Genomic DNA, 14,148 nt, shown 5'->3' on the forward strand with positions numbered 1-14,148 from the left:
AGTGATAATCTATACACGCTGAAATTATAAACAATACAACCACTCAGCGTTTAATTATTATAAGGAATGTTTAAATGGACCCAGTCACACAAATTCTCGACATGATTTTTACTGTTGAGGCTTTTTTACTTGTTTTTGTTATCGTGCTTTTAAAAAGTAGCGTTAAATTTGTACCACAAAACCGCGCCTGGTTAATCGAACGGTTTGGTAAATACCAATCAACTAAAGAAGCCGGCCTTAACTTTATCATTCCATTTATTGATAGGATTTCGGCTGATCGTAGCCTAAAAGAACAAGCTCAAGATGTACCATCGCAATCAGCTATCACTAAAGATAACATCTCACTTATAGTTGATGGCGTACTGTACTTTAGAGTACTAGACCCGTACAAAGCCACGTATGGCGTTGACGACTATACGTTTGCGGTTGTACAACTTTCGCAAACAACTATGCGTTCAGAACTCGGTAAAATGGAGCTTGATAAAACGTTTGAAGAACGTGATTTACTTAACACCAACATTGTTGCAGCTATAAACCAAGCATCTGAGCCTTGGGGTATTCAAGTACTTCGTTACGAAATTAAAGATATTGTGCCACCTAACTCTATTATGGAAGCGATGGAAGCACAAATGAAAGCTGAGCGTGTTAAACGTGCTCAAATTTTAGAATCAGAAGGTGACCGCCAAGCAAATATCAACGTCGCTGAAGGTAAAAAGCAAGCACAAGTACTTGCTGCAGAAGCCGATAAAGCCGAGCAAATTTTACGCGCTGAGGGTGAAGCAACCGCAATTACAACTGTTGCTGAAGCACAAGCAGATGCACTTATTAAAGTTGGTGAAGCTGCAGATACCGAGCAAGGACAAAAAGCAATTCAGTTAGACTTAGCAACTAAAGCAATTGCAGCTAAAGAAGCGATCGCCCGTGAGTCATCAATTGTATTACTGCCAGATAACGCAACAGATGCAAGCTCAATGGTTGCCCAAGGTATGGCAATTATTAATAGTTTAAATAAAAAGAATTTGGGTTAATAACTCAATAAAGAGGTTTGTATGGATTTTATTACGCAAAATTTACCGCAAACACTTATGGTGCTCGGTATTGTTGCTTTAATAATAGAAGTAGCAGTACTTGGCCTTTCTACATTTATTTTATTGTTTTTTGGATTATCGTTATTCCTTACAGGGTTATTAATGAGTTTTGGTATTTTACCTGACTCATTAACCACCGCCCTTTGGAGCAACACAGTTGTAACAGCAGGTTTGGCTGTTGTACTTTGGAAACCATTAAAACAAATGCAAAATCGCGTAGATAAAAAGCAAGTAAATAGTGATTTTGCTGAACTCACTTTTGTACTTACTAGCGATGTAACAGAGCAAGGTTTAACGACACATCAATATTCAGGTATCAGCTGGAAGCTTAAAAGTGCGCAACCAATTATCGCCGGTACTGAGGTTTTAGTAACCAAAAAAGAAGTGGGTGTTATGTGGGTTACGCCTAAAATCTAATCAGCACAGTAAAAAAGCACTGTGTATAGTTAATTACAGTAAAACGGGCGGCTCAAACTGCCCGTTTTTTATATCTGATATTTGAAATACAGCGCCTTGTTCAGTAACAGCATTGTTAATCGCTTCATCAAATGCCGATGTTACAAGTAACAATTCAGCATTTTCACCACCAAATGCAGTGCATGTCGGTTTTATTGCACAAAGCTTTATTGTTTTAATTAGTTCACCGCCTGGAGATAAGCATATAACACACCCCATTCCCCACACTGCTAGCCACAAATTACCTAATTGGTCGGTTACGCAGCCATCGGGGTCGACATCAGTATTATTAAATTGATAAAAAACACGTGGCTCAGCGCAAGGTTCGCCAGTTTGCTCATCCAAATCTAATACATAAATGCAACTCGTTAAAGAATCGCAGTAATAACCGCGTAAACGTGGCTTATCAAAACACAACCCATTTGGGATACTCAAACCACATACAATGACTTTAAGCTGGCGCTTATAATAACGGTATATTTTACCATCCCCTTTTTTGGCATTTACATTCATTGTGCTTAACCAAAAGCCACCCCATGGATCAGCACGGCCGTCATTTGAACGTCGATTTAACTGTGTATTTTCAATATTGAGGATAAGATGGCGAGTGCTCGAATCAATATGGTATTTGTATATACCAGTACTTGTCCCTAGCAATAAGTGCTGCTCATCAATCCACGCTATTGCACTGAGCGTATCGGGCATATTCACTGTTTTTAGTTGGCTTTCGCTGTGTATATTTTTGCTTAGAAGTAATTTTTTATTTATGTCGACCCAAAAAAAGGTATTCAGCACAGGATGCCAAAGAGGACTTTCTGCAAGCTGACTCTGTGTGCTTTCAAAAGTGGTTACGCTAGGATCAAACATAAGTAATTATTCTTTATTATTAACAAAGCCTTGTAATATTAAACTTTACCAGAAAATAGTGAATTTCGCGATGTATACCCGGCTTTAATTTATCAACCCATTTAGTAATCTCTATCGCATTTCTTAGACTGAGTTGATAACATCAAATTTCATAAAAAGGATTGACCATGAACAACAATAATAAAAACACACTCGTCGTTGAAGGCGGTGCAATGCGCGGTATATTTGCCGCAGGTGTGCTTGATGAGTTTTTAAAACAGCAATACCAGCCGTTTGAACGCTACTTTGGTGTTTCAGCTGGGGCAACTAATATAGCTGCATTTTTATGCAAACAACCAATGCGAAATTACAAAGTAATTACCGACTATTCATGCCGCCCTGAATTCATTAATTTAGCGCGCTTTATAAAAGGTGGTCATTTATTCGATTTAGATTGGTTATGGCAAGAAACAATTCGCGAAATACGCCTTCATACAGAGGTATTTGAACAAACTCCACACGAATTTTATATTGTATCTACGGCAATTGAATCGGGTAAAGCCCACTATTTGAAAGCCACCAGCGCCGATATGGTGCATCAATTAAAAGCATCGTGTGCTATACCCATCGCGTATCGTGACTACCCTATTATTAATAACATAGCGATGACCGACGGCGGAGTTGCAGATTCAATACCGGTAATAAAAGCGTACGAAATGGGCGCTCGCGAAATCACCGTTATTTTGTCTCAATGTTTGGGCTATCGTAAAAAGCCAAGTAAGGCACCTTGGCTTACTAAAAAAATGTATAAAAACTATCCCGCATTAATTCAGGCGACCTTAGATAGGGCTGATTTTTATAATAAGTCTATCGATTTTATTATGAATCCACCTGGTGACTGCAAAATCAATATTATTGCTCCACCTGCTAATTTTAAAGTTGGCCGAACCACTAAAAAGTTTGAAATCCTCAATAGTGGTTACACTATGGGAGTTGATACTGCTAAGGCCTTTTTAGCTAAATAAATGCATTATTTACCCTAATAATTGCGGCGCTTTACCCGCAATAACTGCAGTTAGTAACCCTGCTAACATAGCTCCTACAACGGTGCATATTGCACCGCCTAAAATATCATAAACACCCATAAAACATATCAACGCTAAACCAAATAGCAGTGCACTTAAAAATGTTTTAGTCGCTAATGTAAGTGTGTTTTTTCGTATATTGAGCATCATTAGTAGTAAACTCACCATCGCAATTGTAATTAGTAGCTCGTTCATGCGGGTTGTACCTCAATTTGTAATTTTTGTGTATTTTTTATTTTTAAGGCAACAAACATACACACGATACCCACCACCATAAAGCTTGTATCTACTACCGCGACAAGCGAGCTATTAAAGTTAATAACATTGCTCACGCCAAATATAATATTGAGCGGCAGCACCAAAGCAAGCGAAGCGCCGCATAGTAAAAGAGTCAGCTTAAAGTAGTTTTTATAATCTATGGGTAATACACTTAATAGTAACCATGCCAACCACGTATAAAAGAACACGGGTCCAAAAAAGCTATTTTGCGCCACACCAACAACGCTATAATTCAGTACAACTTGCACAGGGAATAGTACAAAGCTTGCTAATACCAAACCTCCACAACTACCAATAATAAAACGATTCCATCGTGCATATGCTTGCATACTCAGTGACGGGCTACTGCCACGTGTACGCTTTGCTAGCCACATCATCATCCCTGAAATAGGTAAAAGCGCGGTACTTAAGCCAAGCAATACCCAAAGTAATTTTACAAACACCCCTGCAAAGTTCCCAAAGTGCAGCGGAAACATCAACTCAATTACTTGTATTGAAACACCTGAAATATCACCAAAACTACTCATCGACTGCACAAACTCACCATTGCCTTGATAATGCAGTAACTGAGAAGCAACAGCCTCGCCACCTAACAAACGCAAATATACCTGCGCGTTCGCATCGTTATGCGCCATTATTGTGACATCCCTAATTACTGCTTCAGGGTAACGGCTATGAGCATTCTCTAAAATAGTGTCTATTTTTGTAGGTTGCTTAATGTGGCTAACTACAGGCTCAGGAATAGCGGTAAACGTTTCTATTAACTTATCTTGATCGCCACCAAAGCTCACAAACGCAGCTGCTGGTAGTAAAATAACGGTCGCGAGCCCTAAAAATGCTCCTGTAAAACCAATTACAATGTTAAATACGCTACCCCAAATACCTATAACCTTATGAGCATCGCTTACGGCAATATCTAATCCTTTATCTCGCCTAAACGTAAAGAGCTCTTTTATCAATTTGCGATGAATAAACAAGCCTGTCACTGAACTTACTAAAAGCGTTAAACCTAAAAAACCAGTAAGTATTAACCCAATTGGTCGCCCTAAATGCAAGTCTGCATGAAACTCACCAATATAGCTTGGCGCATCCGTTTTTTTATTAGCGTAAAACTCTTTACTAGGCCCATAGTAAGTATTTTCCAGCGCCAACGTATCGGGATGAAATTGGAATACTCTGGCCACCTCTTGGTCGTAATTTTCATCGCCATGGTGGGATTCAAATACCAACGTTAATAAATGAAAGTTATGCCCACTTGGTAAAAACACATGAATGTTTTCGCCAAATTCACTAGGTACTTTTTTATGGTATTCGTTTACTAGTCGGTTAATTTGCGCGCTGGCAACGTGTTGACTAGATTGCAGTTCTGGATTTGCCCATATTTTTAACTCAGGTCTCGACAGCACCGCTAATGCACCACTAAATGCAACAATAAATAGCAGCGCAGCAGTAATAATTCCTACCCAGCTATGTAATAAAAATAGCTTCTTTAAAGTAATCGACTTCATCCCTGCCCCTGCGTTAACGCCCAAAAACTCAATAAACCATGTGATACACACAATGCAATCATTACAACAAAAGGTTGCCATACTTTTTGCGCCAAATACGCATAAATAAACAACGCAGTCCAAATAACAGGAAACAGTAAAATAGGCAGTAATATTTGTTCATTCATCTGAAACGGTAAATAGGTTGTCATACCCGGAATCATTATTACCGCAGTAACTAGTGCTAATACACACGCAACTAAGTGCCTTCGCCGTGTGGCTGTAAACGTTTTTTTATTATTCATTATTCGCTCATTAAATTTGCCCAAACATATACAAAACAGCATATGCAAATGATAACAATTGCCATTATATTGTGCATTTGATACTTAATGCAATTTATTAAACAAATTAAGTTTAAAAACACTGTTGGTTTGCCTTAAGAGCTTTTATGCTACGCCCCGCAATTTAGGTACGCAGTAATGCGTCATTTTAGTTAAGCCAAATTCGGGCTTTTTAATTTTTCAGGAAGCAGTAAACCGTGGATATAATTAACGCGATTATTTTAGGTATTATTGAAGGTATAACAGAATTTTTACCCATATCATCAACTGGGCACTTAATTGTAGCGTCAAAGTGGTTAGGCATTGAATCAACAGACGCTAACCTCGCCTTCGAAGTCATTATCCAACTTGCCGCTATTTTAGCGGTACTAGCCAACTATAAAGACAAGTTCAGCCCTAAACATTTTAATTTATGGATGAAAGTTGCCATTGCATTCATTCCTTTGGGTATTATTGGTTTTATATTTAGTGATGTAATAAAAACACTGTTTAGCGTACCAGTAGTAGGTGTTATGTTTATTGTAGGCGGTGTGATTTTTTTACTATTAGAGCGCCGTTATAAAGAGACTCATTGCACAACTACCGATGTAACCCAAGTTACTTATAAACAAGCTCTTTGGATTGGCGTAGCACAAATATTTGCGTTAATTCCGGGGACTAGTCGTGCTGGGAGCTCTATTGTTGGTGCCATGTTATGTGGCTTAAATCGAAAAGCCAGCGCTGAATTTTCATTTTTACTTGGTTTACCTGTACTTGCAGCAGCCTCAGGATACGACTTACTTAAACATTACCAACTGTTTAGCTTAGATGACTTAACTGCCCTTACTGTGGGTTTTATTACCTCTTTTGTTGTTGCCTATTTTACTATTAAACTGTTTATTCGATTTTTAGAAAACTTCACTTTTATAAGTTTTGGTATTTATCGTATTGTATTTGGTGTTATTTTACTAACTAACCTGAATTCTGGTTAAGAGATTTAAAAACACTATAAATAATAACGATATTTAAGTCTGTTTTTCTATAGCTAGAAATTTTTGGTGAAAACAAGGCGAATTTACGCGTCAATAGCTTGTCTATTGCAAGGAAATTCAACGCAGTTAGCGCTAAAAATAGCTGCTTGAGATACATTTATTATCCAGAACTCAGGTTAGCTATAGCCTACGTTTAATTAGAGGGAAATCATGAGCGAAAAAATCAACCCAGAAGCCTTACACGCACTTAAAATTGCATTTACGTATATGCCACAAGCCATTGAGGTAACAAAATATGAGTATGGCGAGCGTTATCAAACAGTACTTGATCACATAGAAGCCGTGCGAGAAACATTGCTTATTAACGATGTTGACCCTGATGAAGTGGGTGGCGACATTAACCCAGAGTACACACCTAACTCTACCTACTAAATACTTAGCGCTGAGTATTATATATTCAGCGCAGTATTTTGCTTGGTATAAAGCATAGACTTATAAATTAAAATACATATCAATTTTAGTTATTAGTAATTAAAACTGCTAAACTGGGTTTTAAACTAATACCAATGCCCTATTTGGCCTATGTATTATATAAATTGAACAAAAGCTTACGGGGTGTTTTCTTTTTGAATTTTTTACGACGTTTTCACGATATAGTTTCTAATCAATCGCTTGATTTTGAAAGTAAAATTAATAAGCTTTTAGTGTTTGGGTTAGAAGTATTTAATCTAGAGCTAGGTATTATTAGTAAAGTAGATGAAAACAGCTATACCGTTTTACATGCCATAACCCCCGACAACTCACTTTTGCCCGGTACTGTGTTTGATTTACAAGGCACCTATTGCGTACATACGCTCGCTGCAGGCTCTGCACTTGCCTTTCATAAAGCATCTCAAAGCGCAATTGCAAACCACCCCTGTTATATCAATTTTCAGTTAGAGTCTTATATTGGCGCGCCAATAAAAATTGGTGAGGAAATATTTGGTACCGTTAACTTTTCATCTGCAAAAGACTCCCTCGCTTTTAACGATGATGCTTACGACTACATCGAATTATTCGCACAATGGCTTGGATCAGAATTTGCTCGCGCCCAAACTAAAGAACAACTAATAAAAAATAGTAATACCTTACTGAAACTAGAACATGTTGCAAATATAGGCACGTGGGAGGTTGATCTAATCTCCGATAAAATTACCTGGAGTGAACAAACCTACCTCATACATGAAGTAGATGAACAATTTCAACTGCAAATGAATTCTGCAATCGAGTTTTATAAAGAAGGTCCAAGTCGTGAAGGCATAACACGCGCGGTAGAATTAGCCATTGAAAAAGGTAAAAAATGGAATTTAGAACTAGAAGTAGTAACGGCTAAAAATAAACATTTATGGGTAGCTACTTTTGGTGAGGCCGAATTTGATGGAGGCCGATGTGTGCGGTTATTTGGCACCTGCCAAGATGTAACCGAATCGGTAATGCTCCGAGAAGAGCTTAAACAAAAGCAAGCGCAAGCAGAGCGCTTACTGGAAGACAGAAGCATGCTACTTGCTAAAATAAGCCACGAGCTAAGAACACCGCTCAATGGTATTACAGGTATGCTTACAACATTAATCGACGAGCATAGTGAAGAAGTGCGTGCCGAAAAAATTAAAATCGCACTTAGAAGCGCCGATATTTTACTCAGTATAATTAACGAAGTTCTCGACTTTTCAAAAATAAACCATGGTGAGCTAAAGCTAGAACCTACTGACTTTTTACTAAAAACAATTTTCTCCGATTTAACATCCTTATACACACCCTTATTTAAAAATACTCATGTTGCTCTACAAGTAGAAAATACGATTGATGATAATTGTTGGGCATTTAGTGACAACACACGCCTTAGCCAAATAACCTCTAACTTACTAAGCAATGCACTGAAATTTACTGAGAATGGTTCAGTTACACTAAACACAAACCTTTCTAAAATAAAAAATAAGCTAATTTTAAATATTGAAGTGTCTGATACCGGCCGCGGAATGAGTAAAAACTTTTTAGAATCACTGTTTTCTCCTTTTTCTCAAGAAATTGATGCTAAAAATTCAAAAGGTGGCACAGGCCTTGGCCTTGCAATAGTAAAAGAACTTGTTGAATATATGGGCGGAAAAATAAAGGTAAAAAGCACACCAAATAAAGGCACTACTTTTTTGGTCAATATTCCTATTGAGCAAGGGACAGAACAAAAACAAGAAAGCCTTAAATCAACTTTAGATATTAATGGCAGTGAATTATCAGTGCTTGTAGTCGATGATAACGACATCAATCGGTTAGTACTTCATGCCTCTTTAGGCAAGCTTAATATTAAAGCAGACTCAGCAGTAGATGGCCAAGATGCAGTATTAAAATGTCGTCAAAAGCATTATGACCTTATTTTTATGGATTGCATAATGCCCATCCTCGATGGGTTTGAAGCAACTAAGCAACTTAGATCGGAAAACATCTGCTCGCATGAAAAAACTTACATAGTAGCAATAACAGCTAACACCTCATCACAAGACAAACTTGCATGTAAACAAGCCGGTATGGATATGTTTATATCAAAACCGTTTAAACTCCCCATACTTGAAAGAGCAGTTATTAATGCGCTTGAGCATACCGTAAAAATCAGCTAGTTTTTACTGCACTACCACTGTTAAAAAATAAGAACATAAAATGAAAAATATAATTAGAACTATATTACTAACAGTGCTTATTGTTGCTGTATTTAAAGGCGTTTCCACTGGGCAATGGAGCTCATCAATAACAATAGTTATCGTATCAGGCATATTGCTGTTAGTTACATTTATCAGTGCTAAGTCATCACGTGGATCATCCGCTTATACTGGCAGTGACTCTTCAGCTTATTCTAGTAGCAACTCATCTCATTCTCATACAGATTGCGGCGGTGGTGATTCTGGTAGTGGATGCGATTAAATCATGTGCTAATTTTTAAGTATAAAAAAGCCGCCTTTGGAGAAGGGCGGCTTGGGTTAACAAACAGCTATGGGTGTAGCCTTACTGTTATATCAAGAGAGTTTTTACTAAATTTTTTATTAAATAATGTTAAGCAGCGCTTTGATCTTGCTCGGTTTCATCGCTGTGGCGAATTAAATAATCAAATGCGCCTAAGCTTGCTGTTGCACCACTGCCCATTGCAATAATAATTTGTTTAAACGGAGTATTGGTTGCATCCCCCGCGCCGTAAATGCCTGGTAATGAAGTGGCGCCTTTAGCATCAATTAGTATCTCACCAAATTTGCTTAATTCAAGGTCGCTGTCTTTTAACCACTCGGTATTTGGTATTAAGCCTATTTGTACAAATATACCAGCAAGTTCAAGCTTTTTGCTCTCCCCTGTCACTCTATCTGTGTACATTAAGCCAGTAACTTTTTTACCATCACCAAGTACTTCGGTAGTTTGTGCACTTTTGATAATAGTAATATTAGCCATGCTTTTAGCTTTACGAATAAGCACTTCATCAGCTCTTAATGTGTCTGCAAATTCAAGTACCGTAACGCTTTGCACAATATTGGCTAAATCGATTGCCGCTTCTATACCTGAATTACCACCGCCAATTACAGCAACAGGTTTACCTTTAAATAAAGGGCCGTCGCAATGTGGGCAATATGCCACACCGTGGCCGCGATATTCTTGCTCGCCGGGTACGTTCATTTCGCGCCAGCGTGCACCAGTGGCAAGCACGAGCGATTTAGCTTTAAGTACTGCGCCATTTTCTAGCGTAATTTCGTAACCATTGTTATAACCAAGTGCCGCTGCACGCTGATTATGCATTACATCTACATTGTATTCTTTAACGTGCTCTTCAAGCTGAGCAACCAATTTAGGCCCTTCAGTCGCTTTAATCGAAATAAAGTTTTCTATTGCTAATGTATCGGCCACTTGTCCGCCAAATCGGTCGGCAACAATACCTGTATTTAACCCTTTTCGTGCTGAATAAATTGCAGCCGACGCGCCCGCTGGGCCGCCACCAACTACAAGTACATCAAATTTATCTTTTTCGCTTAGCGCTGCTGCTTGTTTAGCAGCCCCTTTGCTATCTACTTTATTAAGTATGTCAGTAAGGCTTAGTGCACCTTGGCTAAATGGTTCGCCATTTAAATATACAGCCGGTACAGCTAAAATATTTCGCTCTTCTACTTCACCTTGAAATAGTGCACCGTCAATCATGGTGGCTTTTATATTACTATTTGTCGCTGCCATCGTATTGAGTGCTTGCACTACTTGCGGGCACGTTTGGCAACTTAAACTTATGTATACTTCAAAGTTCAGCTCTTGAGTAAGCGATTGTATTTGCTCAATGTCTTCGCTTTTAGCTTTACTTGCGTGTCCGCCAGTATGCAAAAGTGCTAACACTAAACTTGTGAATTCATGACCCATAGGTACGCCTGCAAACGTAATATGAGTGTTTTTAATAGGCGAATGTACAACCATTGACGGGCGACGTGCGCTTGTATCAGGATTGCTTATTACAGTAAATTTATCGCTTAGTGAGGCTAAATCGTTTGCTAAGCTTTCTACTTCTGCTGATTTTTTGCTGTCATCCAAGGCAATAAGCAGCTCAACAGGTTGAGTAAGCGATTCGAAATGGCTTTTTAATTGATTTTTTATGTTGTTATCTAACATGGCTTAACCCTTTTAGGAAAATTTAAACAGCAAGCCTCCCATGCCAAATAATGCATGTGCTTAAACAAGTATATTGATATAGGAGGCACCAACAAACGAATGTTCGTTGATTTAAGGGCAGTTACCTGCCCTTATAAAAGTGGGTAAACCTATATTTAGATTTTACCAACTAAATCTAGTGAAGGTGCAAGTGTGTCTTCACCTGGCTGCCAAGATGCAGGGCAAACTTCACCATCGTGAGTTGCAATGTATTGTGCAGCTTGTACTTTACGAACTAGTTCTTTAGCGCTTCGGCCAATTCCTAAATCGTGAGTTTCGATTACTTTAATTTCGCCTTCTGGGTTCATTACAAATGTTCCGCGAAGTGCTAAGCCTTCTTCTTCAATCATTACACCAAAGCTACGTGTAATACGCCCTGTTGGGTCGCCAATCATTGGGTAAGTAATTTTACCGATAGTGTCTGACGTGTCGTGCCATGCTTTATGAGTAAAATGAGTGTCGGTAGATACTGAGTAAACTTCTACGCCCATTTCTTGAAGTTGTGCATAATAATCTGCAAGGTCACCTAATTCGGTAGGACATACAAATGTAAAGTCTGCTGGGTAAAAGAAGAAGATTGACCATTTACCTAGAACATCTTTTTCAGACAATTCTACAAAGTCACCGTTGTGGTAAGCGGTTGCATTGAATGGTTGTAATTTTGTATTGATTAATGAAGTGCTCATGGTATTTCCTCATCTGTGTTTATGTATTTTAAAAGTAATCAACGCTTTCGTTTTAAACGACCTTCTGCGTTGGCTTGATTAATACAATAAGGCCAATGGGAAATTAAATAAAATTGATTGTTTAGATTAAAACAATCGGTTTTTTGGGTTGAACTATATAATCAATGTTATCGTAAAGATTAGTTGAATTGCAAACGCTACGAATTATTAAGACCGCTAATCGCAATACTGCTACAATAGCCCCGCTTCAAATAAGTCATTAAATATAAGGCGCACCGTAATGGAAAAATTTGTTAACCATATACAGCTAGGCTACTTAGGCTTAATCCCGTTTTTAGGGTGTGTAGGTTGGCCTCTCATGTTTGGCAGTAATAGCCTTAACTTAGAGTTTTTTACTTTTTACAGTATCGCCATTTTAGCATTTATGGCGGGTAACTTATGGCGCGCCGGAGAGCAAAGCTATAGCAACGCAATTAAAGCGGTATTACCTGTTATCCCAGTTCCATTTGTATCATTTTTACCTGTAGAGTGGGCACTGGCTTGGCTAGGTGCTAGTTTTTGGTTAGTACTTATATTTGAAAAAGCCACGCCACAATGGCAAACCTATCATAAAGATTATCAAAAAATGCGCTTTGTACTCACCTCTGTTGTGTTTGTTTGTCACATTCTGACTATTGGTATGAGTATTTACCCTAAGTAACCTGAACTCTGGATAATAAATCTATCTCAAGCAGCTATTTTCAGCGCTAACTGCGTTGAATTTAATTGCAATAGGCCCGCTATTGACGCGTAAATTCGCCTTGTTTTCACTGAAAATCTCTGGCTAGAGAAAATAAATTTAAATATCACCATAATTCAATGCGTTAGCAAATCTATTAACCAGAGTTCAGGTTAAATAGCAGCTGTAAACTTAAATATTGCGTGGTAATAAGGTAATATCCGCGCACTGCTATTTGAGGACACACCATGATTGACCAACTACGCCAACAACTCGACGAACTTGGCGAAAACTACGTAGAAAAAAACGCTGCATTTAAAATCAAAGTGATCCCGTTTTTTTGTGCTATTCGCATTAAAAAAGATCATAAAAGCGAAGGTCGTTTAAGCTTTTATTCAAGTCAATTACTCGAAATATTTTTAGTCGTCTTATTTTTGCTATTCGGTTTAACACTGTACGATACAGATGCAGGATTCACTCACGGCCCTATTCATATTGCCTTGGCTATTTTAATTACCTTTAATCTTATTATTAAACAAATCGCAATCGAAGGATTAAAAACCAGACTTGCGTTTCATCGTTTACTAGCAAAAGACTCACAAACAAATAGCGATATAAATAATACTGCTACAAACATAAACGCTAAATAAAATATGTATTTAAATCCTCAATGGCGAATACTCACCGTAGGCGATGGCGATTTATCGTTTTCGAACGCTATTTACACCCATCTATCGCCAAAAGCTTTGGTTGCATCCACTTACGATGACCAGACTACTATTGAGCAAAAATATCAGCACAATGCACTTAGCAACCTAAAAGCGCACAACGTTGAAGTGCTTAATAGTTTTGATGTAACAAATCCCGCATGTTGGCAAGCTCTAAGTGAAAGCCAGCACAGCTTTGACGTGGTTATTTTTCAGTTTCCGCTTATACCTGCATTTGTTGGCCGTGAAGCGTTTGAAAGCAACACGCACCAAACCAGTATGAACGTATTAAACCGCGCTTTACTGCACCAATTTATTAAATACGCTAACGAATACGCGCTTGATAAAAATGGGCCAATGCTTTGTTACATCACCTCAAAGGATGTAAAACCTTATCGAGAATGGAATATAGAAGGGAGTTTAAATAACGGTTTAACAGCAGATTATTTAGGCCAAATCCCATTTGATATTAGCCATTTTGAAGGTTATAAAATTCGTAATGTTGACCGCGATAAACACGTTAAAGACACCAGCGGTATAACTTACGTTTTCAGCCCAAAAAGTATCGATAAACATACTAGCGAATTAAGCTCACGCCTTACAAAGCCTGCATACTTAACATCTAACCATTGCCCCCTTTGCCGCGTCGGGCCTTATGTGGCAAGCGAGGATGAAGCCAAACATCTAAACGCTAAAAAGCATCAGCAAATGCTACATCTTGAAAACGATTGGCAACAATGGCTAAATAAGTTTTATAGCTAATTAATAGCCCTACTACAGTTT

General features: G+C 38.2%; 16 protein-coding genes. 10 read left to right on the forward strand and 6 right to left on the reverse strand.

What is annotated here, in order from left to right; genetic code table 11:
* Nucleotides 1-74: 74 nt before the first annotated feature.
* Both EU510_RS08605 and EU510_RS08610 read left to right on the forward strand, forming a co-directional pair.
* Nucleotides 75-1,028: a slipin family protein gene (locus tag EU510_RS08605; RefSeq protein ID WP_149593135.1), complete on the forward strand. Its 954-nt coding sequence runs from the start codon at nucleotides 75-77 to the stop codon at nucleotides 1,026-1,028.
* 21 nt (nucleotides 1,029-1,049) lie between these two features.
* A complete protein-coding gene (locus tag EU510_RS08610) occupies nucleotides 1,050-1,505 on the forward strand; it encodes an NfeD family protein (protein ID WP_149593136.1) in 456 nt (151 codons plus the stop codon).
* A gap of 33 nt (nucleotides 1,506-1,538) precedes the next feature.
* Here EU510_RS08610 and EU510_RS08615 read toward each other — a convergent pair whose 3' ends face one another.
* Nucleotides 1,539-2,411 (reverse strand): SMP-30/gluconolactonase/LRE family protein, encoded by an 873-nt coding sequence (locus EU510_RS08615; protein ID WP_149593137.1) that lies wholly within the window; start codon nucleotides 2,409-2,411, stop codon nucleotides 1,539-1,541.
* Nucleotides 2,412-2,578: 167 nt separating this feature from the next.
* Here EU510_RS08615 and EU510_RS08620 point away from each other — a divergent pair, with 167 nt between their 5' ends.
* Nucleotides 2,579-3,415 (forward strand): patatin family protein, encoded by an 837-nt coding sequence (locus EU510_RS08620; protein WP_149593138.1) that lies wholly within the window; start codon nucleotides 2,579-2,581, stop codon nucleotides 3,413-3,415.
* A gap of 9 nt (nucleotides 3,416-3,424) precedes the next feature.
* Here the strand turns inward: EU510_RS08620 and EU510_RS08625 are convergent, their stop codons facing one another.
* The 3 genes from EU510_RS08625 to EU510_RS08635 are packed head-to-tail and all read right to left on the reverse strand — an operon-like array spanning nucleotide 3,425 to nucleotide 5,546.
* Nucleotides 3,425-3,670, reverse strand: coding sequence for a hypothetical protein (locus EU510_RS08625; RefSeq protein ID WP_149593139.1), 246 nt, complete (start codon nucleotides 3,668-3,670; stop codon nucleotides 3,425-3,427).
* Nucleotides 3,667-5,262 (reverse strand): PepSY-associated TM helix domain-containing protein, encoded by a 1,596-nt coding sequence (locus EU510_RS08630; protein WP_188085411.1) that lies wholly within the window; start codon nucleotides 5,260-5,262, stop codon nucleotides 3,667-3,669. The genes EU510_RS08625 and EU510_RS08630 overlap by 4 nt, the downstream gene beginning before the upstream one ends.
* Nucleotides 5,259-5,546: a hypothetical protein gene (locus EU510_RS08635; protein ID WP_149593141.1), complete on the reverse strand. Its 288-nt coding sequence runs from the start codon at nucleotides 5,544-5,546 to the stop codon at nucleotides 5,259-5,261. The genes EU510_RS08630 and EU510_RS08635 overlap by 4 nt, the downstream gene beginning before the upstream one ends.
* 236 nt (nucleotides 5,547-5,782) lie before the next feature.
* Between EU510_RS08635 and EU510_RS08640 the strand changes: the two genes are divergently transcribed.
* From EU510_RS08640 to EU510_RS08655, 4 genes are all read left to right on the forward strand, one after another.
* Nucleotides 5,783-6,556: an undecaprenyl-diphosphate phosphatase gene (locus EU510_RS08640; RefSeq protein ID WP_149593142.1), complete on the forward strand. Its 774-nt coding sequence runs from the start codon at nucleotides 5,783-5,785 to the stop codon at nucleotides 6,554-6,556.
* Between the two features lie 210 nt (nucleotides 6,557-6,766).
* Nucleotides 6,767-6,988 (forward strand): hypothetical protein, encoded by a 222-nt coding sequence (locus EU510_RS08645; RefSeq protein ID WP_058549908.1) that lies wholly within the window; start codon nucleotides 6,767-6,769, stop codon nucleotides 6,986-6,988.
* A gap of 194 nt (nucleotides 6,989-7,182) precedes the next feature.
* Nucleotides 7,183-9,204 carry a GAF domain-containing hybrid sensor histidine kinase/response regulator gene (locus tag EU510_RS08650; protein WP_149593143.1) on the forward strand — a complete coding sequence of 674 codons (2,022 nt, stop codon included), beginning with the start codon at nucleotides 7,183-7,185 and terminating at the stop codon, nucleotides 9,202-9,204.
* 40 nt (nucleotides 9,205-9,244) lie between these two features.
* Entirely contained in the window at nucleotides 9,245-9,505 is a 261-nt protein-coding gene (locus tag EU510_RS08655; protein ID WP_149593144.1) for a hypothetical protein, read from the forward strand.
* 129 nt (nucleotides 9,506-9,634) lie between these two features.
* Here the strand turns inward: EU510_RS08655 and ahpF are convergent, their stop codons facing one another.
* Both ahpF and ahpC read right to left on the reverse strand, forming a co-directional pair.
* Nucleotides 9,635-11,215, reverse strand: coding sequence for an alkyl hydroperoxide reductase subunit F (ahpF, locus tag EU510_RS08660; RefSeq protein WP_149593145.1), 1,581 nt, complete (start codon nucleotides 11,213-11,215; stop codon nucleotides 9,635-9,637).
* A 155-nt stretch (nucleotides 11,216-11,370) separates the two neighbouring features.
* Nucleotides 11,371-11,940 carry an alkyl hydroperoxide reductase subunit C gene (ahpC, locus tag EU510_RS08665; protein WP_002960601.1) on the reverse strand — a complete coding sequence of 190 codons (570 nt, stop codon included), beginning with the start codon at nucleotides 11,938-11,940 and terminating at the stop codon, nucleotides 11,371-11,373.
* Between the two features lie 280 nt (nucleotides 11,941-12,220).
* On the opposite strand from ahpC, the gene EU510_RS08670 reads away from it, so the two are divergent.
* From EU510_RS08670 to EU510_RS08680, 3 genes are all read left to right on the forward strand, one after another.
* Nucleotides 12,221-12,640: a DUF3429 domain-containing protein gene (locus tag EU510_RS08670; RefSeq protein WP_149593146.1), complete on the forward strand. Its 420-nt coding sequence runs from the start codon at nucleotides 12,221-12,223 to the stop codon at nucleotides 12,638-12,640.
* A gap of 266 nt (nucleotides 12,641-12,906) precedes the next feature.
* Complete coding sequence (locus tag EU510_RS08675) at nucleotides 12,907-13,308, forward strand: hypothetical protein (protein WP_149593147.1); 402 nt, start codon at nucleotides 12,907-12,909, stop codon at nucleotides 13,306-13,308.
* A 3-nt stretch (nucleotides 13,309-13,311) separates the two neighbouring features.
* Nucleotides 13,312-14,127, forward strand: coding sequence for a class I SAM-dependent methyltransferase (locus tag EU510_RS08680; protein ID WP_149593148.1), 816 nt, complete (start codon nucleotides 13,312-13,314; stop codon nucleotides 14,125-14,127).
* The last annotated feature ends 21 nt before the right edge of the window (nucleotides 14,128-14,148 follow it).

Origin of the sequence: Pseudoalteromonas sp. FUC4 (assembly GCF_008370255.1) — a bacterium.
Lineage (GTDB): Bacteria > Pseudomonadota > Gammaproteobacteria > Enterobacterales > Alteromonadaceae > Pseudoalteromonas.

What these genes read in the sequence shown, in the direction of transcription:
- ahpF (WP_149593145.1), bottom strand. Translation starts at nt 11,215, where the DNA reads ATGTTAGATAACAACATAAAAAATCAATTAAAAAGCCATTTCGAATCG.
- EU510_RS08645 (WP_058549908.1), top strand. Translation starts at nt 6,767, where the DNA reads ATGAGCGAAAAAATCAACCCAGAAGCCTTACACGCACTTAAAATTGCA.
- EU510_RS08605 (WP_149593135.1), top strand. Translation starts at nt 75, where the DNA reads ATGGACCCAGTCACACAAATTCTCGACATGATTTTTACTGTTGAGGCT.
- EU510_RS08680 (WP_149593148.1), top strand. Translation starts at nt 13,312, where the DNA reads ATGTATTTAAATCCTCAATGGCGAATACTCACCGTAGGCGATGGCGAT.
- EU510_RS08625 (WP_149593139.1), bottom strand. Translation starts at nt 3,670, where the DNA reads ATGAACGAGCTACTAATTACAATTGCGATGGTGAGTTTACTACTAATG.
- EU510_RS08620 (WP_149593138.1), top strand. Translation starts at nt 2,579, where the DNA reads ATGAACAACAATAATAAAAACACACTCGTCGTTGAAGGCGGTGCAATG.
- EU510_RS08670 (WP_149593146.1), top strand. Translation starts at nt 12,221, where the DNA reads ATGGAAAAATTTGTTAACCATATACAGCTAGGCTACTTAGGCTTAATC.
- EU510_RS08610 (WP_149593136.1), top strand. Translation starts at nt 1,050, where the DNA reads ATGGATTTTATTACGCAAAATTTACCGCAAACACTTATGGTGCTCGGT.
- EU510_RS08655 (WP_149593144.1), top strand. Translation starts at nt 9,245, where the DNA reads ATGAAAAATATAATTAGAACTATATTACTAACAGTGCTTATTGTTGCT.
- EU510_RS08615 (WP_149593137.1), bottom strand. Translation starts at nt 2,411, where the DNA reads ATGTTTGATCCTAGCGTAACCACTTTTGAAAGCACACAGAGTCAGCTT.
- EU510_RS08630 (WP_188085411.1), bottom strand. Translation starts at nt 5,262, where the DNA reads ATGAAGTCGATTACTTTAAAGAAGCTATTTTTATTACATAGCTGGGTA.
- EU510_RS08635 (WP_149593141.1), bottom strand. Translation starts at nt 5,546, where the DNA reads ATGAATAATAAAAAAACGTTTACAGCCACACGGCGAAGGCACTTAGTT.
- EU510_RS08675 (WP_149593147.1), top strand. Translation starts at nt 12,907, where the DNA reads ATGATTGACCAACTACGCCAACAACTCGACGAACTTGGCGAAAACTAC.
- ahpC (WP_002960601.1), bottom strand. Translation starts at nt 11,940, where the DNA reads ATGAGCACTTCATTAATCAATACAAAATTACAACCATTCAATGCAACC.